Source organism: Serratia sp. K1WW1 (assembly GCF_055790865.1).
This window is the reverse complement of sequence record NZ_CM147697.1, coordinates 4,473,533-4,497,632: the sequence shown is the minus strand read 5'-3', so window position 1 is coordinate 4,497,632 and position 24,100 is coordinate 4,473,533. Positions and strand designations below refer to the sequence as shown.

Below are 24,100 nucleotides of genomic sequence, written 5' to 3'. Positions count from 1 at the left end.
CCTGATGATAACGCTAGCGGGCCATGATCATTGGCCCGCGGGCAAATACGGTGAGGTGATGCCCGCACGCTGCATCTTTTCCTGATAGTCTTTTCTGACAATATCCAGCGCGGCCAGCGCCGTTGCCGGATCGATCTCGTTACATTCCAGCAGGTAAATCAAGTCTACCGCCAGTTGTAATTCTGGGGAGGCATTTTCTAGCGACATAAGTCCAACGTTGGTGTGAGTAAAGGGATCTTCCCGTGTTTTAAACGCAGGAGAGACGAGATTGTGCTTTGGCTGAGTATAGTGAACCTGGCGCGGGGAGGGGAATAATCATTAAAATAATGTGACAAATATTCAAAAACCGTTTTCTTTTCGCTCAATACTGCGCTCTATGCGCGCCAACGCTTGCCGACAACGCACTAATCTGCCCTCGAATGCGGCCAGTTCCTGTTGTAATTTCTTTTGCGCGGCGAAGGTGGTTTGTTGCCCTAACAGACTTTCGCGGTCCTGGATCATGGCGATCAGGCGGCGTTCATAATCCTGATGTTCGGCGAGCTTATGGTACAAATCGACCACCGCCACTTCCTTCGGCTGATTTTTACGCCGTATCGTCTGGGTCGCCATTTCGCGCTGTAACGCGGTGAGCTGTGCCACCAGCTTTTCCGCCAGAAAGGCGACGTGAGCGGTACGGTTGTCTTTGACCGCCGTTTGTAGCTGGGCAAAGTTCTTTTGTATCTCGGCCAGATAATCTCGTAACCGCGTGCCGTGGTTGGAGAACAGGGCAACGTCAAACCGCGCCTGCGAGATCGGGGTATCACCTCGCGGTTGGATTTCGCTGGCCAGGGTGGCGATCTGTTGTTCAAGCGCCTGTAATAAGCGGTGCGTAGTCACGTGAGATCCTTCGATAAGGCAGTAGGTGCCTAAGCTTGCCCGTGAAAGAGAGATCAGACAAGCTTCGGATGGAGAAAGCCGCCAACTGGCAGCATTATGGCCAAGGATGCTACAGTAAACGGGCCATCATGATAGGTAAGGACAGGCATGACTCGTTGGTTGTTGATTATACTGGGTTGGTTAGCCGTGGTGCTGGCAACGTTGGGCGTGGTGCTGCCACTGCTGCCAACGACCCCATTTCTGTTGTTGGCTGCCTGGTGCTTTGCACGTTCTTCACCGCGGTTTCATCATTGGTTGCTGTATCGCTCCTGGTTTGGTTCTTATTTGCGTCATTGGCAACAGCATAAGGCGTTACCGCCCGGAGCCAAGTGGAAAGCGGTGCTGGTTATTGTACTGACTTTTGCCGCTTCCCTCTGGTTGGTGAACCTTTGGTGGGTGCGAGGTGTACTGCTGGCGATCCTGGTTATTTTGCTGACCTTTATGCTCCGGCTGCCAGTTATTGACCTGCCGCAACAAAAACAGCGCTGATCGTGCGGCGTCAGTTGCATTTATCCGCCTTTTTGCATAGATTTGGGCGTTTTCGTGCGCAGGTTTCCTCCCGCCGTTTTTTTGTTCAAGGCGTGGCAGTTGATGGCCTGTGTGGAAGTTACCAGGAAGTTTTATCAGGCAATAACTATGACCGCGACTGCGCAACAGCTTCAGTATATTAGAGACAGTATCAAAACCATTCCCGACTACCCGAAGCCGGGTATTCTGTTCCGTGATGTGACCAGCCTGTTGGAAAACCCGCTGGCGTATGCTTCCAGTATTGAACTGCTGGTCGAACGTTACCGCGATACGGGCGTCACCAAGGTGGTGGGTACTGAAGCGCGTGGTTTCCTGTTCGGCGCACCGGTAGCGTTGGCGCTGGGCGTTGGCTTTGTGCCGGTACGCAAACCGGGCAAATTGCCGCGTGCGACGCTGAGCGAAAGCTATGAGCTGGAATACGGCACCGACAAGCTGGAAATTCACACCGATGCCATCGTTGCTGGCGACAAAGTACTGGTCGTTGACGATCTGCTGGCCACCGGTGGCACGATCGAAGCCACCGCCACGTTGATCCGCCGTTTGGGTGGTGAAGTGACAGATGCGGCATTTATCATCAACCTGCCGGACCTCGGGGGCGAAACGCGCCTGAATAATCTGGGTATTAATTGCTACTGCCTGCTCGACTTCGCCGGGCATTGATAGCTTCGATAGACAACCCCGTGGTTCGCTGCGGGGTTGACGTATAACAGCCACATCCCCGCGCGCTCTGCTGCCTTCTATCCTCATGATTTCCTTACTGAAAACGCCAATATTTTGGCTCGCGACAACATTTTAACCTGCGGCTTCATATGATAAGGTTCATTCAGGTTTGGTTGAAAAGCGAGCGATTATGAAAAAAAACAGCAAACTCAATTTACACGATGCGGTATTCAAACAGTTTCTAATGCACCCAGGGACAGCACAGGATTTCCTCGAAATCCATCTGCCAGCAGAACTACGTGAGATTTGCGACCTCAGCACTCTGAAGCTTGAATCCGGTTCTTTTGTTGAGGACCATCTACGCCAGTATTTCAGTGATGTTCTTTATAGCCTGAAAACGACGGCGGGTTATGGGTACATTCACGTACTTATCGAACATCAGTCAACGCCAGATCAACATATGGCCTTCAGGCTGCTGCGTTATGCCATCGCCGCCATGCAGCGTCATCTTGTGGCCGGGCACAAAAAGCTACCACTGGTTATTCCTATACTGTTCTACGCTGGCAAACGTAGTCCGTACCCGTATTCAACCAATTGGTTGCAGGAGTTTGACGCTCCTGAGCTGGCGAAAAAACTCTACGGTGCTGATTTTCCTGTGGTGGATGTTACCGTTATTCCCGATGATGAAATTATGAATCACCGCAGCATGGCCGCACTGACGCTGTTGCAGAAACATATCCACCAACGCGACATCACAGAGCTGACCGACCGGCTAGTGACCATCCTGCTGGCGGGATATCTTTCTTCGCAACAGGTGATATCGTTGGTACACTATTTAGTACAGGCTGGCGAAACCGCTGACGCCGAAGCCTTTGTACGCGAGCTGGCACAACGAGTGCCCGAACACGGAGACGAACTAATGACTATCGCACAACAGCTGGAGCAGAAAGGCAGAATTGCAGGTCGAGAAGAGGGCCGAATTGCTGGGCTTGAAGAAGGACGTGAAGAAGGCCGCGAAGAAGGTGTTCTGCTAGGTAAGCTGGACGTCGCTCGTAGCCTACTCAAAATGGGCATGGCTCGTGAGGCCGTGCTTGAGGCAACGGGTTTGACCGAAGACGAGCTGGCCCAGATCCGTCACTAAAGCTTTAACGGCTGGCGTTCGTTGGCCGTTCCAACTCGATAGCTCTTCCCTGTCAAACACAGTATAAATTCTTTCAGGTGGTTAACCTTCGCCAAGGTGTTTTCCTGTCATTGACTGGCCACCAAGCTCGCGTCTGGCAGGCATGATGCAAAGTTATAGGAATGACGGCGGGCGTACTGTTACACTAAAGTGTGAGTGGCCATCGGACGATAAAGGGTATCGGTTCAACCTCGGTACCCAGCAGGCCGCCCACATGGCAATGTCCTCGACGTTGTGATGTACTACTTGGGTTGAAATTACTCCATAAATCAGTGATGAAGTCTTAATGAGCTATCAGGTTCTTGCCCGTAAGTGGCGCCCCCAAACGTTTGCAGAGGTTGTCGGACAAGAGCATGTCCTGACGGCGCTGGCTAATGGCCTCTCTCTGGGGCGGATCCATCACGCCTATCTGTTCTCTGGCACGCGCGGCGTGGGTAAAACCACCATTGCGCGGCTGCTGGCCAAAGGTTTGAACTGCGAAACAGGCATCACCGCGACGCCCTGTGGCCAATGTGATAACTGCCGTGAGATTGAGCAGGGGCGCTTTGTCGATCTGATCGAGATCGATGCCGCCTCCAGAACCAAAGTGGAAGATACTCGCGATCTGCTCGATAACGTGCAATACGCCCCGGCGCGTGGCCGTTTCAAGGTTTACCTGATCGATGAAGTCCACATGCTCTCGCGCCACAGCTTCAATGCGTTGCTGAAAACGCTGGAAGAGCCGCCTGCGCACGTCAAGTTCCTATTGGCAACTACCGATCCGCAGAAGCTGCCGGTCACTATTCTTTCCCGCTGCCTGCAATTCCATCTTAAAGCGATGGACGTGGAACAAATCCGCACCCAGTTGGAAACCGTCTTGCTGGCAGAGCACATCACCAGCGATGCCCGCGCGTTGCAGCTGTTGGCACGCGCCGCCGATGGCAGTATGCGTGATGCCCTCAGCCTGACCGACCAGGCGATTGCCATGGGGCAAGGGCAGGTGACTACCGACACCGTCAGCCAGATGCTGGGGACGTTGGATGATGAGCAGCCGCTGGCCATCCTGGAAGCCCTGGTGAGTGCCGACGGCGAAAAAGTGATGGCGCAGGTCGCCCAGGCAGCGTCACGCGGCGTGGATTGGGAAAACCTGCTGGTGGAAACGCTGGCGCTGCTGCACCGCATTGCGATGGTGCAGTTGCTACCCGCGGTGCTGGACAACCATTACGCTGCGATTGAGCAGCGGTTACGTGAGCTGGCGCGCACCCTGCCACCAACGGACGTACAGCTTTATTATCAAACCTTGCTGGTTGGCCGCAAAGAGTTGGCCTTTGCCCCGGATCGCCGTATGGGCGTTGAGATGACCCTGCTGCGCGCGCTGGCGTTTCACCCCAAAGCGGTGATCCCAGAACCGGTGGCCATGGTGCAGACCGCGCCCGCACAGCCGCAGGGGAATATGGCCGTTGCGCCACCTTCACCCTATCCGGATGTCCCTCCTCCCTTAGGGCAGGCTGCGCCGCCACAGAATACTCAACCAACCAATTTACCGGATGCTACCGCGCAGCTACTTAAAGCGCGAACCCAGTTGCTGCGGCAACAGGGGGCATCCACCGCAAAAAAGAATGAGCCGGCGGCGCCAGGAATAGCGCGGCCGGCTAACTCGGCACTAGAGCGTTTAGCCTCGGTAACCGAACGCAGCCAGAAGCGTCAGGCCGAAAAGATCGTGACGGAGAAGCCGGCCAAGCCGGAGGCCTATCGCTGGCGTGCGCTTACCGAACCTGAAGCCGCGCCGGAACCGCTGGCCACGCCAAAAGCGTTGCGTACGGCGCTTGAACATGAAAAAACGCCTGAGCTGTCGGCTAAACTGGTGGTTGAGTCCATCGAGCGCGATCCTTGGGCGGCAGAGATCGACCAGCTAAAAATACCGAAACTGGTGCAGCAACTGGCGTTAAACGCCTTTAAGCAGCAGCGGGCTCCGGACAGCATTTGTCTCCACCTGCGGTCTTCGCAGCGTCATCTGAATTCGCCTTCGGCGCAGAAGACGCTGGCGCAGGCACTCAGTGAGTTACATGGCCGCACGGTTGAACTCAGCGTGGTGGAAGACGATAATCCGGCGGAGCGGACTCCGCTGGAGTGGCGGCAAGCCATTTATGAAGAAAAACTGGCGCAGGCTCGCCAGTCCATCGTTGCGGATACCAATATCCAGACCCTGCGTCGGTTCTTCGATGCAGATCTGGATGAAGAGAGTATTCGCCCTATTTAACGCGGCGCACGGTGCGCGGCCAATGCTATGAGAGACGACTATGTTTGGTAAAGGCGGTATGGGTAACCTGATGAAGCAAGCCCAGCAAATGCAGGAAAAGATGCAGCAGATGCAGGAAGAAATTGCCAAATTGGAAGTGACGGGTGAATCCGGGGCAGGCTTGGTGAAAGTGACCATCAACGGGGCACATAACTGCCGCCGGGTAGAAATCGACCCAAGCCTGATGGAAGACGACAAAGAGATGCTGGAAGATCTGATCGCAGCCGCTTTCAATGACGCAGCACGTCGCATCGAAGAAACCCAGAAAGAGAAGATGGCGTCGGTTTCCAGCGGGATGCAGTTGCCGCCAGGCTTTAAGATGCCGTTCTGATGCAAACCAGCCCGCTCCTTGAATCATTGATGGAGGCACTGCGCTGCCTGCCGGGCGTTGGCCCGAAGTCGGCGCAGCGTATGGCGTTCCAACTGCTGCAGCGCGATCGCAGCGGTGGGATGCGGCTGGCACAGGCGCTGACCCGTGCCATGTCGGAGATCGGCCACTGTGCCGATTGCCGTACCTTCACCGAGCAGGATACCTGCACCATCTGCAATAATGTGCGCCGCCAGCAAAACGGCCAGATTTGCGTAGTGGAGAGCCCGGCGGATATTCACGCCATCGAGCAGACCGGCCAGTTTGCCGGGCGCTACTTTGTGCTGATGGGCCATCTGTCACCGTTAGACGGCATTGGCCCAGGCGATATCGGCCTGGATCGGCTGGAGCAACGGCTGGAGAAGGAAACCATCACTGAAGTGATCCTGGCCACCAACCCAACGGTGGAAGGTGACGCCACGGCCAACTACATCGCCGAGATGTGTGGCCAATATGGCGTACTTGCCAGCCGCATTGCCCACGGAGTTCCGGTGGGTGGTGAGCTGGAAATGGTGGATGGCACCACGCTGTCGCACTCCCTGGCCGGACGCCACGCGATCAAATTCTGATGATTCTGTACGGGGCAGCCCTCTGCCCCGTAATCAGTTGACAAAAAATTCCCCGCCAGCCGCTTGAAAAACCACAGAGTTAACCCCATTTGATCCTCATTGCATGATTTGGTCATTACTGTCTTTGAGGTAATCAATGAGTATGAAAGGTCAAGAAACCCGTGGGTTCCAGTCTGAAGTCAAACAACTGCTTCATTTGATGATCCATTCGCTGTACTCCAATAAAGAAATCTTCCTGCGTGAGCTGATCTCCAACGCCTCCGATGCGGCGGACAAACTGCGTTTCCGCGCGCTTTCCAAGCCGGAACTGTATGAAGGTGATGGTGAGCTGCGCGTGCGTCTGTCCTTCGACAAAGAGAAGCGCACCCTGACGATTGCCGATAACGGCATCGGCATGAGCCGCGAAGAAGTGATCGAAAACCTGGGGACGATTGCCAAATCGGGTACCAAGGCCTTCCTGGAGTCTATCGGCTCCGACCAGGCGAAAGACAGCCAACTGATTGGTCAGTTCGGCGTGGGCTTCTACTCGGCGTTCATCGTGGCGGACAAAGTCACCGTACGTACCCGCGCGGCCGGTGCTGCGGAAGATCAAGGGGTGTACTGGGAGTCTGCCGGTGAAGGTGATTACACCATCGCCGATATCAGCAAGGCCGATCGCGGCAGCGAAATTACCCTGCACCTGCGTGAAGGCGAAGACGAATACCTCGACGGCTGGCGTCTGCGCTCGGTGATTGGCAAATATTCCGATCATATTGCACTGCCGGTAGAGATCGAAACCAAGAATGAAGAAGACGGCACCGTCACCTGGGAGAAAATCAACAAGGCGCAAGCGTTGTGGACTCGCAGCAAAGCCGATGTGACCGAAGAAGAGTACAAAGAGTTCTACAAGCACATTGCCCATGACTTTACCGATCCGCTGAGCTGGAGCCACAACCGGGTGGAAGGTAAGCAGGAGTACACCAGCCTGCTGTACATCCCGGCCCAGGCGCCGTGGGATATGTGGAATCGCGATCACAAACACGGCCTGAAGCTGTACGTTCAGCGCGTGTTTATCATGGATGACGCTGAGCAGTTCATGCCGAACTACCTGCGCTTTGTGCGTGGCCTGATCGATTCCAACGATCTGCCGCTGAACGTTTCGCGTGAAATCCTGCAGGACAGCCGTGTTACCCAAAACCTGCGTGGCGCGCTGACCAAACGCGTGTTGCAGATGTTGGACAAGCTGGCCAAAGACGACGCGGAAGCCTACCAGAAGTTCTGGCAGCAGTTCGGTATGGTACTGAAAGAAGGGCCAGCGGAGGACGGTGGCAACAAAGAGGCCATCGCCAAACTGCTGCGTTTTGCTTCTACGCACAACGACAGCTCGGCGCAAACCGTCTCGCTGGAAGAGTACGTTGGCCGCATGACCGAAGGCCAGGACAAGATTTACTACATCACCGCCGACAGTTATGCCGCTGCCAAGAGCAGCCCGCACCTGGAGCTGTTCCGCAAGAAAGGCATCGAAGTCCTGCTGCTGTCTGACCGTATCGACGAGTGGATGATGAGCTACCTGACCGAGTTTGACGGTAAGGTGTTCCAGTCGGTCAGCAAAGCGGATGAAGCGCTGGATAAACTGGCGGATGAAACCGAAGAGCAGAAAGAAGCCGAGAAGCAGCTTGAGCCGTTTATCGAGCGGGTCAAGACCCTGCTGGGTGAGCGCGTGAAGGACGTGCGTCTGACGCACCGCCTGACGGATACTCCGGCCATCGTCACCACTGATGCCGACGAGATGAGCACCCAGATGGCCAAACTGTTTGCCGCTGCGGGGCAGGCTGCGCCGGAAGTGAAGTATATCTTCGAGCTGAACCCGGAGCATGCGTTGGTCAAACGCGCATCCGATGTGGGCGATAACGAACAATTTGCCGAATGGATCGATCTGCTGTTGGATCAGGCCCTGCTGGCAGAGCGTGGGACGCTGGAAGATCCAAACCAGTTTATCCGCCGCATGAATAAGCTGTTGTCCGCTTAATCAGCAAAATACGCCCCAGACCCTAGGGTTTGGGGCGTAATCTCTTCTATTGCCGTTAAATTTTCTCGCTGCTTGCCTCGTTTCAGCCCGATCTTTCCGCAACCGATTTCCTCTCGCTACCTTGAGCCACCCCCCTCAGAAATGGTAAGGTTGAGTGTTTTCGAAATTTAATAAAAACTCAAACCCGATAGACTTCCGGCCGCGGCCCGAAGAATGAAGGGAAATACATAGCAAGGGGATTTACGCAATGCGTATCATTCTGCTGGGCGCTCCAGGCGCTGGTAAAGGCACTCAGGCTCAATTCATCATGGAGAAATACGGCATTCCGCAAATCTCCACGGGCGATATGTTGCGCGCAGCCGTTAAGGCCGGTTCTGAGCTGGGCAAAAAGGCGAAAGAAATCATGGACGCCGGCAAGCTGGTGACCGATGAGCTGGTTATTGCGCTGGTCAAAGAGCGTATTACCCAGGAAGACTGCCGTAACGGTTTCCTGCTGGACGGTTTCCCACGCACCATTCCACAGGCCGATGCGATGAAAGAAGCCGGCATTAAAGTGGATTACGTGCTGGAGTTCGACGTGCCGGACGAACTGATCGTCGATCGTATCGTTGGCCGCCGCGTGCATGCGCCATCTGGCCGCGTGTACCACATCAAATTCAATCCGCCGAAGGTGGAAGGGAAAGACGACGCCACCGGCGAAGAGCTGACCACCCGTAAAGACGATCAGGAAGAGACCGTGCGTAAGCGCCTGGTGGAATACCATCAGATGACCGCACCGCTGGTGTCTTACTATCATAAAGAAGCCGAGGCGGGCAATACGTCCTATCACAAGATCGATGGTACCCGATCGGTGACAGAAGTGAGCGCTGAGCTGGCGGCCATTCTGGGCTAATTGGTGTCAAGGCTGTAGAAAACGCTGGGCTTGCTGTTGCTGCCCGGCGTTTTTTTTTGCCGCTTCATGCTAGGTTATCAGTGCTACCGTTTCGCTCGACAGGAAGAGCCGCATGTCCAGGCAGACAAATTTTTTGCAAGAAGCGACCGCGCGCCAGATCGTGCAACGTGCGATGAGCATCATTCACCATTCGGTCAACGTGATGGACAGCAACGGCGTCATCATTGCTTCCGGCAACGCCTCGCGCCTGTATCAGCGCCACGAAGGGGCGGTATTGGCCCTGACCGAAAACCGGGTGGTGGAGATTGATGAGGCCACGGCACAACATCTGAAGGGCGTGCAGCCCGGCATCAATCTGCCGTTCAGCTTTCGTAATCAACTGGTGGGAGCGATTGGAGTTTCTGGCGATCCGGCTCAGGTGCGGGCTTATGGTGAGCTGGTAAAAATGGCGGCGGAACTGATGGTGGAACAGGCTGCGATGCTCGATCAACATCAGTGGGAAAAGCGTTACCGGGAAGAGCTGGCCAACCAACTGCTGCAAGGTCACAGTGAACCCGGTTCGCGCGAGGCGATGGCGGCCTATTTAGAGCTGGATCTGCAACAGCCACGCATTGTCTGGCTGCTTGAGCTGTATGAACCGCAGCCGCAGGTACTGAGAGGCTTGCTGGCAGAGCTGGAGATCACCCAGCGTGAAGCGCTTATCACCATGACCAGCTTTAATGAACTGGTGCTTTTGCGCCCGGCCTGTATGAAACAGGGCGTGTGGGACGTGCAGCAGGAGCGCAAGCTGGCCCAGCAGCTCCAGCATGAGATCCAGCAACGCTTTGGTTTACGGTTGATCGTCGGGGGTTTTTACAGTGGTGATGAGGGCGTCTACCGCTCCATTCAAACCGCGAGAGCAGTGCAAACCATGGCGCACCGTCTCAAACTGGTCCAGCATACGCTGTTTTATGATGACTACCCGCTGCCCTCGCTGCTGTGCGATTTGGGGGAAGATTGGCGAGCCCAGGAGCTTTCACGGCCCTGGCGGCAATTGAGCGCCCAGGATGAAAAAGGGATGCTGAGAAACACGTTGCGCCACTATTTCAATCAGAATTGTGACCAAACCAAGACTGCGGCACAGCTGCATATTCACGTTAACACCCTGCGTTACCGCCTGCAGCGCGTAGAAAAAACGACTGGCCTGAAGATCAATCAATTGGCGGACGTCTTGCAACTGTATATCGGTATGTTGATGCAGGATTGAATTGTGTGAATGCACAAAATAACGTTGTTTTTTACCCTTTTGTTTGTGTCTATCGCTAAAGAATTTCCGTTGTCGGCAGGGTATGGTATTCACTAACCGATGCAGTGGCATCCTCTGAAGATTAAGGCACTGTCGATGAACACCCTACAGAAAGTGGTAATTGCCCCCGACTCCTTTAAAGAGAGCCTGAGTGCTCAGGGTGTCGCAGAAGCGATCGAGCGTGGTTTCCGGCAAATCTATCCGCAGGCGCACTATGTGTTGCTGCCCATGGCGGACGGAGGCGAGGGCACCGTCGATGCGATGGTGGCCGCCACCGGTGGGGAAATCATCAATGTGCAGGTAAGCGGGCCGCAGGGCAAACCTACAGCAGCATTTTATGGTCTGCTGGGGGAAGGGAAAACCGCAGTGATCGAAATGGCAGCCGCGTCCGGGCTGCATCTGGTGGCGGGTGACGAACGCGATCCGTTAGTGACCAGCAGCTTTGGCACCGGCGAGCTGATCCTGGCGGCACTGCAACGCGGTGTAGACTCGATTATTTTGGGGATCGGCGGCAGCGCAACCAATGATGGCGGGGCGGGCATGATGCAGGCGCTGGGCGCTAAGCTACTCGACCAGCACAATCAACAATTACGGCCCGGTGGCGCGGCGTTGGCGCAACTGGCGCATATCGATCTCAGCCAATTGGATCCTCGCTTGCAGCAGGTGAAGATCACGGTAGCCTGTGACGTGAATAACCCGCTGTGTGGCGATCACGGGGCTTCAGCGATCTTCGGCCCACAAAAAGGGGCCACGCCGGAGAAGGTGCAACAACTGGACAAGGCATTGCATCATTACGGTACACTCCTGGAGCAGACCACCGGGCGCAAGGTAATGCAGGTGCCAGGCTCGGGCGCTGCCGGGGGCATGGGAGCGGCATTGATCGGTTTTCTGGCAGCTGAACTGCGGCCAGGCATCGAAATCGTGATCGAAACGCTGCATCTGGAGGACGCGGTACGTAATGCTGACTTGGTGATCACCGGCGAAGGGCGGCTCGACAGCCAGTCGATCCACGGCAAAACCCCGATCGGCGTTGCGCGGGTAGCCAAGCGCCACCAATTACCGGTGATTGCCATTGCCGGTAGCCTGTCAAAAGACTATCAGGTGGTGCATCAACACGGCATCGACGCCGCTTTCTCGGTGATCGATCGCATCGTGACGCTGCCAGAAGCGCTGGCGGACGCGGCCCATAACCTGGAAGTCACGGCGCGCAACGTAGCTGCCGTCTGGCAGCTGGCGCAAAAATAACCCCCGTTTTACCTGTTACTGATATAGGTTCCGGTCCGGCGCTTTTCCGTTACAATAGGCCGCATGAGTGGCTGTTAATACGCTGAGAAATAACAGGGTATTTGCCGGGAAGGACAAGGGGATCGGAATGAAACAAGAGAAACACGGGGTATTGCTGGTGAATCTGGGGACGCCAGAGGCACCTACCCCGCAGGCGGTAAAACGCTATCTGAAAGAATTTCTCAGTGACAACCGGGTGGTCGACACAGCACCGCTGATCTGGTGGCCAATTCTTAACGGCATCATTCTGCCGATCCGTTCACCGCGTGTGGCAAAACTTTATCAATCCGTCTGGATGGACGAAGGCTCACCGTTGCTGGTCTACAGCCGCCGTCAACAGCGGGAGCTGGCGGCGCGTATGCCAAATACCCCGGTAGAACTGGGTATGAGCTACGGATCACCCAGCCTGGCACAGGCGATCGACAGCCTATTGGCGCAGGGCGTGACTAATCTGGTGGTGTTGCCGCTGTATCCGCAATACTCGTGTTCGACCAGCGCCGCAGTCTGGGATGGTGTTGCGCGGGTGCTGAAAGGCTACCGCCGCCTGCCATCGATCGGCTTTATCCGTGACTATGCCGAGCACCCAGCGTATATCCTGGCCTTGCAGCAAAGCGTTGAGCGGTCGTTCGCCGAACACGGTAAGCCCGATCGCCTGGTGATGTCGTTCCACGGTATTCCCAAACGCTATGCCACCCTGGGCGACGATTATCCGCAACGTTGTGAAGATACCTACCGCGCGCTGGCGGCGGCCATACCGCTGGCCCCAGATCGGGTGATGATGACCTATCAATCGCGCTTCGGTCGGGAGCCCTGGCTGACGCCGTACACTGACGAAACCCTGAAGAGTCTGCCAGCGCAAGGCGTGAAGCATATCCAACTGATCTGCCCCGGCTTTTCTGCGGATTGCCTGGAAACGCTGGAGGAGATCAAAGAGCAGAACCGCGAAATCTTCCTGGAGGCGGGTGGCGAGAAGTTTGAATACATCGCGGCACTCAATGATGACGCCGCCCATATCGATATGATGCAACAGCTGGTGGGGCAACGCCTATAATCAAGCCGGCTTTTCACCGCTCGGCTGGCAAAATGCTCACGTGAAAACGCAGCAATCAGGCAGGAATGTGCTAACATTCCTGCCTGTTCACCGCAACTCACCGCCAATCACATGAAATTTCCTGGTAAACGTAAATCCAAACATTATTTTCCGGTTAACGCTCGCGATCCGTTATTGCAGCAGACACAGCCTGAAAATGAAGTCAGTACCTCTTATGTCGTCGGTATCGATCAGACGCTGGTAGATATCGAAGCTAAAGTGGATGACGCGTTTGTCGAACGCTACGGCCTTAGCCTGGGCCATTCGCTGGTCATTGAAGACGACGTTGCCGAGGCGCTGTATCAGGAACTGAGCGACAATAACCTGATCACTCATCAATTTGCCGGTGGCACCATCGGTAACACCCTTCACAATTACTCGGTACTGGCGGACGATCGTTCCGTGCTGCTCGGCGTGATGTGCAGCAACGTCAAAATTGGCAGCTATGCCTATCGCTATCTGTGCAACACCTCCAGCCGTACCGATCTCAACTACCTGCAAGCGGTGGATGGAGCCATTGGCCGCTGCTTTACGCTGATTAGCGAGAGCGGCGAGCGCACCTTTGCCATCAGCCCAGGCCAGATGAACCAGCTACGCCCGGAAAGCATTCCTGAAGAGGTGATCGCAGGGGCTGCCGCGTTGGTACTGACCTCCTATCTGGTGCGTTGCAAACCCGGTGAACCCATGCCGGAAGCCACCATGCAGGCGATAAAGTTTGCCAAAAAGCATGATGTGCCGGTGGTGCTGACGCTGGGTACCAAGTACGTCATTGCGGATAATCCGGTGTGGTGGCGTGATTTCCTCAGAGAGCATGTCTCCATTCTGGCGATGAACGAAGATGAGGCGTTGGAACTCACAGGGTTGAGCGATCCGCTGATGGCCTCAGAGATGGCTTTGGACTGGGTAGATTTGGTGTTGTGTACCGCTGGGCCAAACGGCCTGTATATGGCAGGTTACACCGAAGAGGCCAACAAGCGTGAAACCCAGCATCCGCTGTTGCCGGGCCATATCGCCGAGTTTAACCGCTTTGAGTTCAGCCGTGCGATGCGCCGCGCAAGCTGCGAAAACGCGCTCAAGGTCTATTCGCATATCGCGCCGTATATGGGCGGCCCGGAAAAGATCATGAATACCAACGGTGCGGGCGACGGTGCGTTGTCTGCGCTGCTGCACGATATTGCCGCTAACGGCTATCACCGTAACAACGTGCCAAACTCCAGCAAGCATGTGCGTAGCTACCTGACCTATTCTTCATTGGCGCAGGTATGCAAATATGCTAACCGCGTTAGCTATCAGGTACTTAACCAGCACTCACCACGTTTGACCCGTGGGTTGCCGGAGCGGGAAGACAGTCTGGAAGAGTCTTACTGGGAACGGTAAAAACGTAGCATTTTTCCCTCACCCTAACCCTCTCCCACAGGGAGAGGGAACCGATCGAGTATGTTTGAAAATGTGGTGATCACCTTGGATGAAGAGAGGCCCAAGTTTGCTGCAATGAGCGCTTTACTTCCAAACGAGTAGGGACTATTAGCTCCCTCTCCCTGTGGGAGAGGGTTGGGGTGAGGGGCGTCAGATTGGGCAGGCGGCCAGCTTCTCTTCGTCCGACAGCGAATCCAGCTTGAGGATATTCAACATGCTGTTGGCGATCTCGCGTTCACCCATCACCACCTGATCGGCACCCCGGTCGGAAATATACGAAACCTCGTCGTCGTAATGAGCGCGGGCGATAATCTCCAGAGTAGGGCGCTTGGTGCGGGCCGAGGCTACGATCTCACCGGCTTCATAGCCGTTGGGAATGGTCAGCAGCAACCAGCGTGCGCAGTCTAGCCTTGCCAGTTCCATGATCTCAGGATTTGCCGCGTTGCCTAACACCGCTTTGATCCCTTGAGCACGCAGGGCTTCAACCCGTGGGCGAGAGTTTTCTATCACCACCATCGAGACGCCTTCTTCGGTCAGCTTGGCCCCTAACAGGCTACCAACCCGGCCATAACCCACGACGACGGCATGATTGCAGATATCGACCGGGATCTGCTTCTCTTCCTCCACTGCTTCTTCCAGGATCTGATCCTCGATGGTTTCCGTCTTGGCCAGATAGCGCTCCAGCAAGGTAAACAGCAGCGGGTTGAGCATGATTGACAGGATCGCCCCGGCCAGCACCAGATTACGGCCATGCTGATCCATCATGCCTAGCGTGACCCCCAATCCGGCCAGGATAAAGGCGAATTCACCAATCTGTGCCAGGCTGGCGGAAATGGTCAGCGCGGTACGCTTGGAGTGACCGAACATTTTGACCAGCGCGAAGGCCGCCACCGATTTACCAAACAGGATAATCGCCAACGTTGCCAACACCGCCAGCGGTTGGTTGATCAGGATCATCGGATCGAACAGCATACCGACCGAGACAAAGAACAGCACCGCAAAGGCGTCACGCAGCGGCAGCGTATCGTGCGCTGCGCGGTGGCTCAGTTCCGATTCGTTCAGCACCATACCGGCAAAGAAGGCACCCAGGGCAAATGAAACGTCAAACAGGCCGACAGCGCCGTAGGCAATACCCAGCGCCAGTGCCAACACCGCCAGCGTAAACAGCTCGCGCGAGCCGGTACTGGCGGTTTTTGCCAGGATCCAAGGCACCACTCGGCGGCCAACGATAATCATCAGCGCGATAAAGGCGATAACCTTGCCAATGGTGATGGCCAACTCGGTGAGCAGCTGTGTGGTGCTGGCGGTATCGCTGTTGAGCATATTGGCAAATGCCGGCAGCAGCACCAGGGCCAACACCATGGCCAAATCTTCGACAATCAGCCAGCCGATGGCGATCTGCCCGCGTTGGCTGTCGATCAGTTGCCGTTCTTCCAGGGCGCGCAGCAGTACCACGGTACTGGCGGTGGACAGACACAGGCCGAACACCAGGCCGGAAACCAAATCCCAGCCCATCAGTTTGGACAACCCCATCCCCAACACCGTCGCGACGGCGATTTGGGCAATGGCCCCTGGGATAGCGATATTTTTTACTGCGAGGAGATCTTTAAGCGAGAAATGGAGACCAACACCGAACATCAGCAGGATCACCCCAATCTCCGCGAGTTCCGGCGCCAACGAGGTATCAGCGACGAAACCGGGGGTAAACGGGCCGGCAAGTACGCCTGCGGCCAGATACCCTACCAACGGGGAGATGCGCAGGCGGTTTGCCAGCATTCCGAAGAGGAAGGCGAGTACTAACCCTCCAACAATAGTGGTGATCAAGGGTGTTGAATTATGCATCCATACTCCTCTGGTTGTGCTCACGGGTGTTACGAAAGGATACATTTAGTTTATTGCATTTGTGCGTTAATTGCTTAGCTAATTTAGGCTTTTGTGTAAAAAACCAGACTATTCGTCTATTTTGGCAGAAGGAAGGGGAATTATGGCGTAATAGACCGGATTAAATGGGGTTTCGGAGTGGATAACCCGGTTTAACCTCTACGCTAAACCGGGGGTGTATCAGGGTTATTGCTGGTTATGCTCCATATTTGGTAGCAATGCGGTGATAATGCCGATAAGCGGCAGGAATGCACAGATTTGATAAACCAGCTCGATACTGGTCAAATCGGCGACATAACCAAGAACTGCCGCGCCTAACCCGCCCATACCGAAAGCAAAACCGAAGAATAGCCCGGAAACCATCCCCACTTTGCCGGGGATCAGCTCCTGCGCATACACCAGAATAGCCGAGAAGGCCGAGGCCAGAATAACTCCGATGATCACCGTCAAAATCCCGGTCCAGTAGAGAGAAGCATGGGGTAAAGCCAAGGTAAAGGGAGCAGCACCCAGGATGGAGCCCCAAATTACATATTTACGTCCAAACTTATCACCCAAAGGCCCGCCAATGATGGTTCCTGCCGCTACGGCAAACAGGAAGGCAAACAGATGGAATTGGGCATTCTGTACCGAAACGCCGAACTTATGTATGAGATAAAAGGTGTAATAGCTGCTAATGCTCGCCAAGTAGAAGTATTTGGAGAAGATCAGCACCAGCAGGATGCTTAAGGAGAACACCACGGTACGTTTTGGCAGCGGTTTGACCAGAGAAGCGGCTTTTGGCTTGCCTTGGGCCGCCCGATGTTGCTGCTTATACCATTTACTGACCTGCAACAAGACCACAATGGCCAGCAGCGCGGCCAGTGAGAACCAGGCGATATTGCCCTTGCCGTAGGGGGCGATAATCAGCGCGGCCAACAGCGGGCCGAGGGAACTGCCGAAGTTGCCGCCCACCTGGAACAGCGACTGGGCCAAACCGTGCCGTCCACCGGATGCCATGCGTGCGACGCGGGATGACTCAGGATGGAATACGGAGGAACCGGTGCCCACCAAAGCGGCCGCCAGCAGCACCAGAGGGAAAGTGCTGGCCACCGAAAGCAGCAGTAAGCCCGACAGCGTGAATCCCATACCGATGGGTAACGAATAAGGCTGCGGGTGCTTGTCGGTGTAATAACCAATCAGCGGTTGTAGCAGCGATGCGGTGAGCTGATAGGTCAGGGTGATCATCCCGATCTGCACAAAGCTGAGGCTAAAATCGGCTTGCAAAATCGGGTAAATCGCCACGATCAGCGATTGCATCATATCGTTAAGCAGGTGAGAAACGCTGATAGCACCGAGAATAGAGAACGCCGTGCCTTTGGCCGCGCTGCGGGTTACCGGTGGAATGTCCGTTTCACTACGGTCAGTCATATTATTATTAGCCTGGTAAGTGAGAGAGGGAAGAGCCGACATCTTATAACGTTCATCTTTCGTCCGACAACCGGGTAGCTGATTCTCTCTCGATCATTATGTGCTATTGGGAGCGCCGAAAAAATTCGGACCGGCCGTGCCATTCCGACATAATTTGACGTATGTCGCAAAAATTTGAAATTAGTTGCAGCCGATTCGCGTTACAATTTCGTCCTTATCAAAAAATACCCATTATTAACAATGGAGATCTGCCATGCGCTTTTCGCTTCACACCACCGCATGTGCGTTGGCTGTTTCCCTGACGTTGTTTTCAGGAACGGTCAGTGCCTGGGAAAAGGATAAAACCTACGATATCACCATCCTGCACACCAACGATCACCACGGCCATTTCTGGCAGAACGATCATGGCGAGTACGGCCTGGGGGCGCAAAAGACGCTGGTGGACAGCATCCGTCAGGAAGTGGCGGCGAAAGGCGGCAGCGTGCTGCTGCTGTCCGGTGGGGACATCAATACCGGCGTGCCAGAGTCGGATTTGCAGGATGCAGAACCCGATTTCCGTGGCATGACGCTGATCGGCTACGACGCGATGGCGATCGGCAATCACGAATTCGACAACCCGCTCAGCGTGTTGCGCCAGCAGGAGAAGTGGGCTTCTTTCCCGCTGTTGTCCGCCAATATCTATCAAAAAAGCACCCAGCAACGCCTGTTCAAGCCTTATGCCCTGTTTGAAAAGCAAGGGGTGAAGATTGCGGTGATCGGCCTGACCACCGATGACACTGCAAAAATCGGCAACCCGGAATACTTTACCGATATCGAATTCCGTGTCCCGGCGCAAGAAGCCAAACAGGTGGTGGAGCAGCTGCGTAAAGATGAAAAACCGGACGTGATTATCGCCGCCACCCACATGGGCCACTACGACGATGGTAATCATGGCTCCAACGCGCCGGGGGACGTGGAGATGGCACGTAGCCTTCCTGCGGGCTACCTGGATATGATTGTTGGTGGGCATTCGCAAGATCCGGTCTGTATGGCGAGTGAAAACCACAAGCAGGCGGATTACGTACCGGGTACGCCTTGCGCGCCAGATCGCCAAAACGGTACCTGGATCGTCCAGGCTCATGAATGGGGTAAATACGTCGGCCGTGCCGACTTCCAGTTCCGCAACGGCGAACTGAAACTGATGCATTATCAACTGATCCCGATCAACCTGAAGAAAAAGGTAGAGAAAGCCGACGGCACCAGCGAGCGGGTGTATTACACCCAGCAGATCCAGGAAGATCCGTCGATGATGAAGCTGCTGACGCCGTTCCAGGACAAGGGCAAGGCTCAGTTGGAAGTGAAGGTGGGCAGCGTCAACGGAAAACTGGAAGGGGATCGCAGTAAAGTCCGCTTCGTGCAGACCAACCTTTCGCGTGTGCTGTTAGCTGCGCAGATGGAGCGCGCCAACGCAGACTTCGCCGTGATGAGCGGTGGTGGCGTGCGTGACTCGATCGAGGCCGGTGATATCACCTATAAACACGTGCTCAAGGTGCAGCCGTTTGGCAACACGCTGGTGTATGTCGATATGAAAGGCAGCGAGGTTGAGCCGTATCTGGCAGCGGTAGCCAATATGAAGGTGGATTCCGGGGCCTATGCGCAGTTCGCCAACGTCAGCCTGGTGGCAGACGGCAAAGGCGTTAGCGACGTCAAGATCAAGGGCGAACCTTTACAGGCAGACAAGACCTATCGTATGGCGACGCTGAACTTTAACGCCCTGGGCGGTGACGGTTATCCGAAGATTGATACTCTGCCAAGCTACGTCAATACCGGCTTTATCGATGCCGAAGTGCTCAAGCAGTATATCGAGAAGCACTCACCGCTGGATGCGGCGGCGTACGAGCCTAAAGGCGAGATCGTTTACAAGTAAGGTGACATAGGCCGTTGCAGAAGTTGGTAACGGCCTGCTTTTTCAGTCCCGTTTGGCGATTTCGGCGAAGGTGCCGGACAGTAAGCGGCAGAGATCGCTAGCCGCCAATTCAATATCCAGCCCGCGTTTGCCGCCGGAAACGAAAATGGTGGCAAACTGTTGCGATGGGCTGTCGATCACCGTGGGCAAGCGTTTCTTTTGCCCGAGTGGGCTGATCCCGCCGACAAGATAACCCGTCACCCGTTGAGCAACTGTCGGATCGGCCATTTCGGCTTTCTTGGCCCCTAGCGCTTTCGCCACCTTCTTCAAATCCAACTGGGTAGCTACTGGCGTTACGGCGACGGCCAGATTTTTCGCATCACCATTGAGGGCCACCAACAGCGTTTTGTAGACCTGTTCGGCGTTCAACCCCAGCTTTTTTACCACCTCGTCGCCAAAGTTGGTTTCTTCGCTATCGTGGTGATAGGCGTGGAGGGTGAAGGCCACCTTTTGTTTTTCAAGCAGAACCACTGCGGGTGTCATAATCTCTTTTCCAAAACTGTGGGAAGTTGTCATCGGTGGCAACGAGACGATAAAAGTGGAGCCGAATGAGCAACCTGTGCCAAGGAGGATGAAAGGCAGTTGCCAATAGGTTCGTCAGGTTGCTACCCTGTCTATTGTAATCGTTAACACGGTTACAATGCGTATAACTAAAATATGAAAAATTCCTCTTTGACTGGCCAATAGCGATATTGGCCACTTTTTTATCGTGCCTGCAGCATGGCCGGTAAATTGTCTTCGCCATACAGATGCAAAGCGCCGACCGCCACCACATAGTTGCCCGGCGGTAACGCTTCCAGCTTTTGCTGCCAGTGGCGATTGCGGCGGTGCATCAATACGTCGTACAGCTCGGCACTGAAGGTGGTAGGCAGCGTTTCCAACATGGCGTTCGGCTTGGCGTCCAGCCACCAGCTCACCATGGTTTGCAGCAAACGGGCGTTGGTGTGCCAGTGCTCTAGCGTATCGTGTAGCAGGGCCATGCCGCCTTCTGGCAACTGTTCCAGCATGCTTAGCTGTTCTTCGGCCCCTTCCAGTTCGATTACTGGCATCTGCTGCACTTTAGCGGCTTGCAACAGCTGATAATCAATCCCGTATTCGGCACGTAAACCCAGCCGCTGTGCCTGCCGTGCTTGCATCATCAGCGCTACCTGCCAGCCGGGAAGAGCAGAGAAACTCTCTACATCCGTCCCCAGCTCCTGGCATAGCACTTGCAACCGTTGGAATTCTTCATCGCCCAGACGCTGTTCAAGTTCGAGTTGTGGCTCGGCGTGGCCAAATGGCGAAGAGGAGCCGGTAATATCGGCCTCAACGATCAACGCATCGGCCTGGCGCAGGCGTGCTGCTAGCCGGGCAGGCAGGGGCGACATATCGACGGTGCCCATGTGAATGCTGCCGACCAAATGCAGTTGGCGATTTCCCGTTAGCATGATGTCCAGGGCAGGGTAGGTGTAGCTCTGTGGGGAAATAATACCGAGAAAGGTAGCAATGCGGCGTAACAGTTGACCCATACAGCGTGGCTCCTGATCCTTTCCACCAGCGTGCAGGATGGCTGCTGGCTTTTCCCCATGCTAAACGCTAAGTGGCTGACAATAAAGCCCGAGGGCAGGGGAATTATCTCAAAAGGCCGGAGCGCGATGGGCTGCGCCCCGGTTGAGGGTTACTGCTTGGGTTTAAAACGCAGCAATCGGTTGGCGTTGCTGACCACGGTAATGGAGGAGAGTGCCATTGCCGCGCCAGCGACCACAGGGCTGAGCAGGGTGCCCGTCAGCGGATACAGCACACCGGCGGCAATGGGAATGCCAAGTGCGTTGTAGATAAATGCCCCGAGCAGGTTCTGCTTCATATTACGCAGCGTTGCCTTCGACAAGGCCAACGCGTCCGCCACGCCGTTCAGGCTGTGACGCATCAGAGTGATCGCCGCGGTTTCAATGGCGATATCACTGCCGCCGCCCATGGCGATCCCGACATCGGCCTGAGCCAGAGCAGGGGCATCGTTGATGCCGTCACCGACCATCGCTACCCGGTGGCCCTGTGCCTGCAACTGCTTGATCGCCTCGGCCTTACCATCGGGCAAGACGCCAGCGATCACGCGGTCAATACCGGCCTCTTTGGCAATCGCGTTGGCGGTCACCGGGTTATCGCCCGTCAACATCACCAGTTGATAACCTTGCTGATGCAGGCGCTGTAGTGCGCTCACGCTGTCACTGCGTAAAGGATCGCGGATGGCGATCAGCGCGGCAGGTTTGCCGTTGGCGGCCAACAGCACCGGCGTGATACCGCGTTCAGCCTGTTGCTGTATCTGCTGAGTGAGCTCATCGGTCGCGATCTGATTCTCTTGCAACAGCTTGGCGTTACCCAGCAACAGCTGTACGCCCTCAACCTCACCGCTGACGCCGGAACCGCGCAACGTTCGGAATTGCTCTACCGTAGGCAGTGTCTGCCCTTTAGCGTGCTCGACGATGGCGCGCGCCAGTGGGTGGTTAGCCCCTTGTTCCAACGCGGCGGCCCAACGTAAGGCCTGCTGCTCATCCACTTGGTTAAAGGTGATTATTTCCACCACGCGCGGCTGGCCTTCCGTCAGCGTACCGGTTTTATCGAACACCAGGGTATCGAGATTGCTGGCCTGCTGCAGCGCATCGGCGTCACGCACCAGCACGCCAAACTCCGCGGCCCGGCCAACGCCAGAGATAATGGACATCGGTGTTGCCAGCCCCAAGGCACAAGGGCAGGCGATGATTAGCACCGTGGTGGCGATCACCAGGGTGTAGACCAACTGCGGTTGTGGGCCAAAGAAATACCAGATGGCGGCGCTGAACAGGGCGATGGCGACCACGGTGGGCACAAATACCGCCGAGATGCGGTCTGCCAGCTTACCGATTTCCGGTTTGCTGCTTTGTGCCTGACGCACCAGCTTGATAATACGTGCCAGCGTGGTTTGGGTGCCAATGGCCGCCGCGCGAAACAGCACGCTGCCGTCGTCTACTACCGTACCAGCATGCACCGTATCGCCGACGCCTTTTTGCTGCGGCAACGCTTCGCCGGTCAGCATGGCTTCATCGATCCACACTTCGCCCTGCACGATCTCGCCGTCAACCGGGATGCGATCGCCAGTCGTCAGGCGCAAGGTCATGCCCAATTGCACCTCTGCCAGCGGGATACTTTGCTCCCCCTGTTCTGTGACCAGCCTGGCGGTTGGCGGAGTGAGATCCAGTAGCCGTTCCAGCGCCTGGGAAGAACGCTGCCGCGCGCGCTGCTCCATGGCATGGCCAAGGTTGATCAGGCCGATGATCATCGCACTGGCTTCGTAATACAGATGCCGTGCCTCCATGGGGAAGAAGTCTGGCCACAGGTTGACGCTGATGGAGTACAACCAGGCGGCACCTGTCCCCAAGGCGACCAGCGTATCCATAGTGGCGCTGCCGTTCATCAACGATCGCCAGGCATTGCGGTAGAAGTGGCCACCGGCAAACACCATCACCGCCAGGGTAATGATGCCGACTATCAGCCATGGCCGCTGGGTTTCTGGCGTCAGCGACATACTGCCGCCAAACACGCCCCAGGCCATCAACGGCACGCCCACCGCCAAGCCTAATGCGGCCTGCCAACGGAAACGTTTCATATTAGCCTGTGCGGTTTGCTGTTGGCGTTCACGGCGCTTGGTTTCGTCCTGGATCATCTCGGCGCCATAACCGGCTTTTTCTACCGCAGCGACCAACGCCTGCGGTGTGGCCTTACCGGTGATCAGTGCGCTGCGTTCCGCCAGGTTTACCCGCGCCAACTCAACGCCCGGGACGTTCTGTAACGCCGTCTGGACTTTATTGACGCAGCTGGCACAGGTCATGCCGTTGAGCAGCAGCTGGATGCTATCGTCAGTCTCGCTTGCCGGAAGTGAAGAGGGGGCCGCTGCCTGGGTTTCCGGCAAGGTTGGGGCAGATTCAGTCAGCGGCTCAGTTTTTGGGTGGCTATTGGCTCCCGCCTGGCTGGCGTGATAGCCCGCATCCTCGACCGCAGCGATGAGCTGCTCTGGTGTGGCATCGCCATAGACTTTGGCTTCCTCAATGGTCACGTCGGCGGCGATCACGCCCGGCACCGCTTCCAGTGCTTTACGGGTGCTGCCCACGCAATGCATGCAGGAGAGGCCGGAAAGTTGTAACTCGGTGTCTGCCTGATGGGCGATTTCTGCCTGGTAGCCAGCGGCAACGACGCTGTCAATCAGCTCGGCAGCCGGGGCTGCACCGGTGATTTTAGCGTAGTGAACGCTGACGTTGGCCTGTTCGACATCCGCGCGACTTTCCAAGGCTTTTTTCACCTTTTGCGCGCAGTTCATGCAGGAGAGTCCCTGCAACGCCAGCACGGTAGTTTGTGACATAATGGTTTTCCTCGCAAAATAATGGC

General features: G+C 55.8%; 20 protein-coding genes and 1 other annotated feature. Of the genes, 13 read left to right on the top strand and 7 right to left on the bottom strand.

Going from position 1 to position 24,100, the window contains the following annotated elements; genetic code table 11:
* Window positions 1–27: 27 nt before the first annotated feature.
* The gene (gene rsmS / locus ACX9GU_RS20400) at window positions 28–207 is read right to left on the bottom strand and encodes a pleiotropic regulatory protein RsmS (protein ID WP_021180129.1); all 180 of its coding nucleotides are present in this window, start codon (window positions 205–207) and stop codon (window positions 28–30) included.
* Window positions 208–339: 132 nt separating this feature from the next.
* A complete protein-coding gene (gene priC / locus ACX9GU_RS20395; protein ID WP_021805457.1) occupies window positions 340–876 on the bottom strand; it encodes a primosomal replication protein PriC in 537 nt (178 codons plus the stop codon).
* A 147-nt stretch (window positions 877–1,023) separates the two neighbouring features.
* Here priC and ACX9GU_RS20390 point away from each other — a divergent pair, with 147 nt between their 5' ends.
* From ACX9GU_RS20390 to ACX9GU_RS20335, 12 genes are all read left to right on the top strand, one after another.
* Window positions 1,024–1,404 (top strand): DUF454 family protein, encoded by a 381-nt coding sequence (locus tag ACX9GU_RS20390; protein WP_059200032.1) that lies wholly within the window; start codon window positions 1,024–1,026, stop codon window positions 1,402–1,404.
* A 147-nt stretch (window positions 1,405–1,551) separates the two neighbouring features.
* Window positions 1,552–2,103, top strand: coding sequence for an adenine phosphoribosyltransferase (gene apt / locus ACX9GU_RS20385; protein ID WP_021180126.1), 552 nt, complete (start codon window positions 1,552–1,554; stop codon window positions 2,101–2,103).
* A 190-nt stretch (window positions 2,104–2,293) separates the two neighbouring features.
* On the top strand, window positions 2,294–3,244 hold the full coding sequence (locus ACX9GU_RS20380) for an Rpn family recombination-promoting nuclease/putative transposase (RefSeq protein WP_473192723.1): 951 nt from the start codon (window positions 2,294–2,296) through the stop codon (window positions 3,242–3,244).
* A 325-nt stretch (window positions 3,245–3,569) separates the two neighbouring features.
* Window positions 3,570–5,522: a DNA polymerase III subunit gamma/tau gene (gene dnaX, locus ACX9GU_RS20375; protein WP_473192722.1), complete on the top strand. Its 1,953-nt coding sequence runs from the start codon at window positions 3,570–3,572 to the stop codon at window positions 5,520–5,522.
* Window positions 4,855–4,919 (top strand) — a sequence feature (DnaX frameshifting element). (Overlaps the previous gene by 65 nt.)
* A gap of 40 nt (window positions 5,523–5,562) precedes the next feature.
* On the top strand, window positions 5,563–5,892 hold the full coding sequence (locus tag ACX9GU_RS20370; RefSeq protein ID WP_021180123.1) for a YbaB/EbfC family nucleoid-associated protein: 330 nt from the start codon (window positions 5,563–5,565) through the stop codon (window positions 5,890–5,892).
* A complete protein-coding gene (gene recR / locus ACX9GU_RS20365) occupies window positions 5,892–6,497 on the top strand; it encodes a recombination mediator RecR (RefSeq protein ID WP_024484410.1) in 606 nt (201 codons plus the stop codon). The genes ACX9GU_RS20370 and recR overlap by 1 nt, the downstream gene beginning before the upstream one ends.
* Window positions 6,498–6,639: 142 nt before the next feature.
* Window positions 6,640–8,505 (top strand): molecular chaperone HtpG, encoded by a 1,866-nt coding sequence (htpG, locus tag ACX9GU_RS20360; RefSeq protein WP_037375256.1) that lies wholly within the window; start codon window positions 6,640–6,642, stop codon window positions 8,503–8,505.
* A gap of 247 nt (window positions 8,506–8,752) precedes the next feature.
* Entirely contained in the window at window positions 8,753–9,397 is a 645-nt protein-coding gene (adk, locus tag ACX9GU_RS20355; RefSeq protein WP_021180120.1) for an adenylate kinase, read from the top strand.
* Between the two features lie 112 nt (window positions 9,398–9,509).
* Window positions 9,510–10,643 (top strand): sugar diacid recognition domain-containing protein, encoded by a 1,134-nt coding sequence (locus ACX9GU_RS20350; protein ID WP_473192721.1) that lies wholly within the window; start codon window positions 9,510–9,512, stop codon window positions 10,641–10,643.
* 135 nt (window positions 10,644–10,778) lie between these two features.
* Complete coding sequence (locus ACX9GU_RS20345; RefSeq protein WP_473195222.1) at window positions 10,779–11,927, top strand: glycerate kinase; 1,149 nt, start codon at window positions 10,779–10,781, stop codon at window positions 11,925–11,927.
* Window positions 11,928–12,054: 127 nt separating this feature from the next.
* Complete coding sequence (gene hemH, locus ACX9GU_RS20340; RefSeq protein WP_473192720.1) at window positions 12,055–13,017, top strand: ferrochelatase; 963 nt, start codon at window positions 12,055–12,057, stop codon at window positions 13,015–13,017.
* Between the two features lie 111 nt (window positions 13,018–13,128).
* Window positions 13,129–14,433: an inosine/guanosine kinase gene (locus ACX9GU_RS20335; RefSeq protein ID WP_059200036.1), complete on the top strand. Its 1,305-nt coding sequence runs from the start codon at window positions 13,129–13,131 to the stop codon at window positions 14,431–14,433.
* A gap of 189 nt (window positions 14,434–14,622) precedes the next feature.
* Here ACX9GU_RS20335 and ybaL read toward each other — a convergent pair whose 3' ends face one another.
* On the bottom strand, window positions 14,623–16,314 hold the full coding sequence (gene ybaL, locus ACX9GU_RS20330) for a YbaL family putative K(+) efflux transporter (RefSeq protein WP_024484415.1): 1,692 nt from the start codon (window positions 16,312–16,314) through the stop codon (window positions 14,623–14,625).
* Between the two features lie 225 nt (window positions 16,315–16,539).
* Window positions 16,540–17,760 carry an MFS transporter gene (locus tag ACX9GU_RS20325; protein WP_473192719.1) on the bottom strand — a complete coding sequence of 407 codons (1,221 nt, stop codon included), beginning with the start codon at window positions 17,758–17,760 and terminating at the stop codon, window positions 16,540–16,542.
* A 253-nt stretch (window positions 17,761–18,013) separates the two neighbouring features.
* On the opposite strand from ACX9GU_RS20325, the gene ushA reads away from it, so the two are divergent.
* Entirely contained in the window at window positions 18,014–19,666 is a 1,653-nt protein-coding gene (gene ushA, locus ACX9GU_RS20320; RefSeq protein WP_473192718.1) for a bifunctional UDP-sugar hydrolase/5'-nucleotidase UshA, read from the top strand.
* Between the two features lie 42 nt (window positions 19,667–19,708).
* On the opposite strand, the gene ybaK is transcribed toward ushA, so the two are convergent.
* From ybaK to copA, 3 genes are all read right to left on the bottom strand, one after another.
* The gene (gene ybaK / locus ACX9GU_RS20315) at window positions 19,709–20,188 is read right to left on the bottom strand and encodes a Cys-tRNA(Pro)/Cys-tRNA(Cys) deacylase YbaK (RefSeq protein WP_473192717.1); all 480 of its coding nucleotides are present in this window, start codon (window positions 20,186–20,188) and stop codon (window positions 19,709–19,711) included.
* A gap of 221 nt (window positions 20,189–20,409) precedes the next feature.
* Window positions 20,410–21,213, bottom strand: a complete 804-nt coding sequence (locus ACX9GU_RS20310) for a TraB/GumN family protein (protein ID WP_473192716.1) — start codon at window positions 21,211–21,213, stop codon at window positions 20,410–20,412.
* Between the two features lie 149 nt (window positions 21,214–21,362).
* Entirely contained in the window at window positions 21,363–24,074 is a 2,712-nt protein-coding gene (copA, locus tag ACX9GU_RS20305) for a copper-exporting P-type ATPase CopA (RefSeq protein WP_473192715.1), read from the bottom strand.
* Window positions 24,075–24,100: the final 26 nt, after the last annotated feature.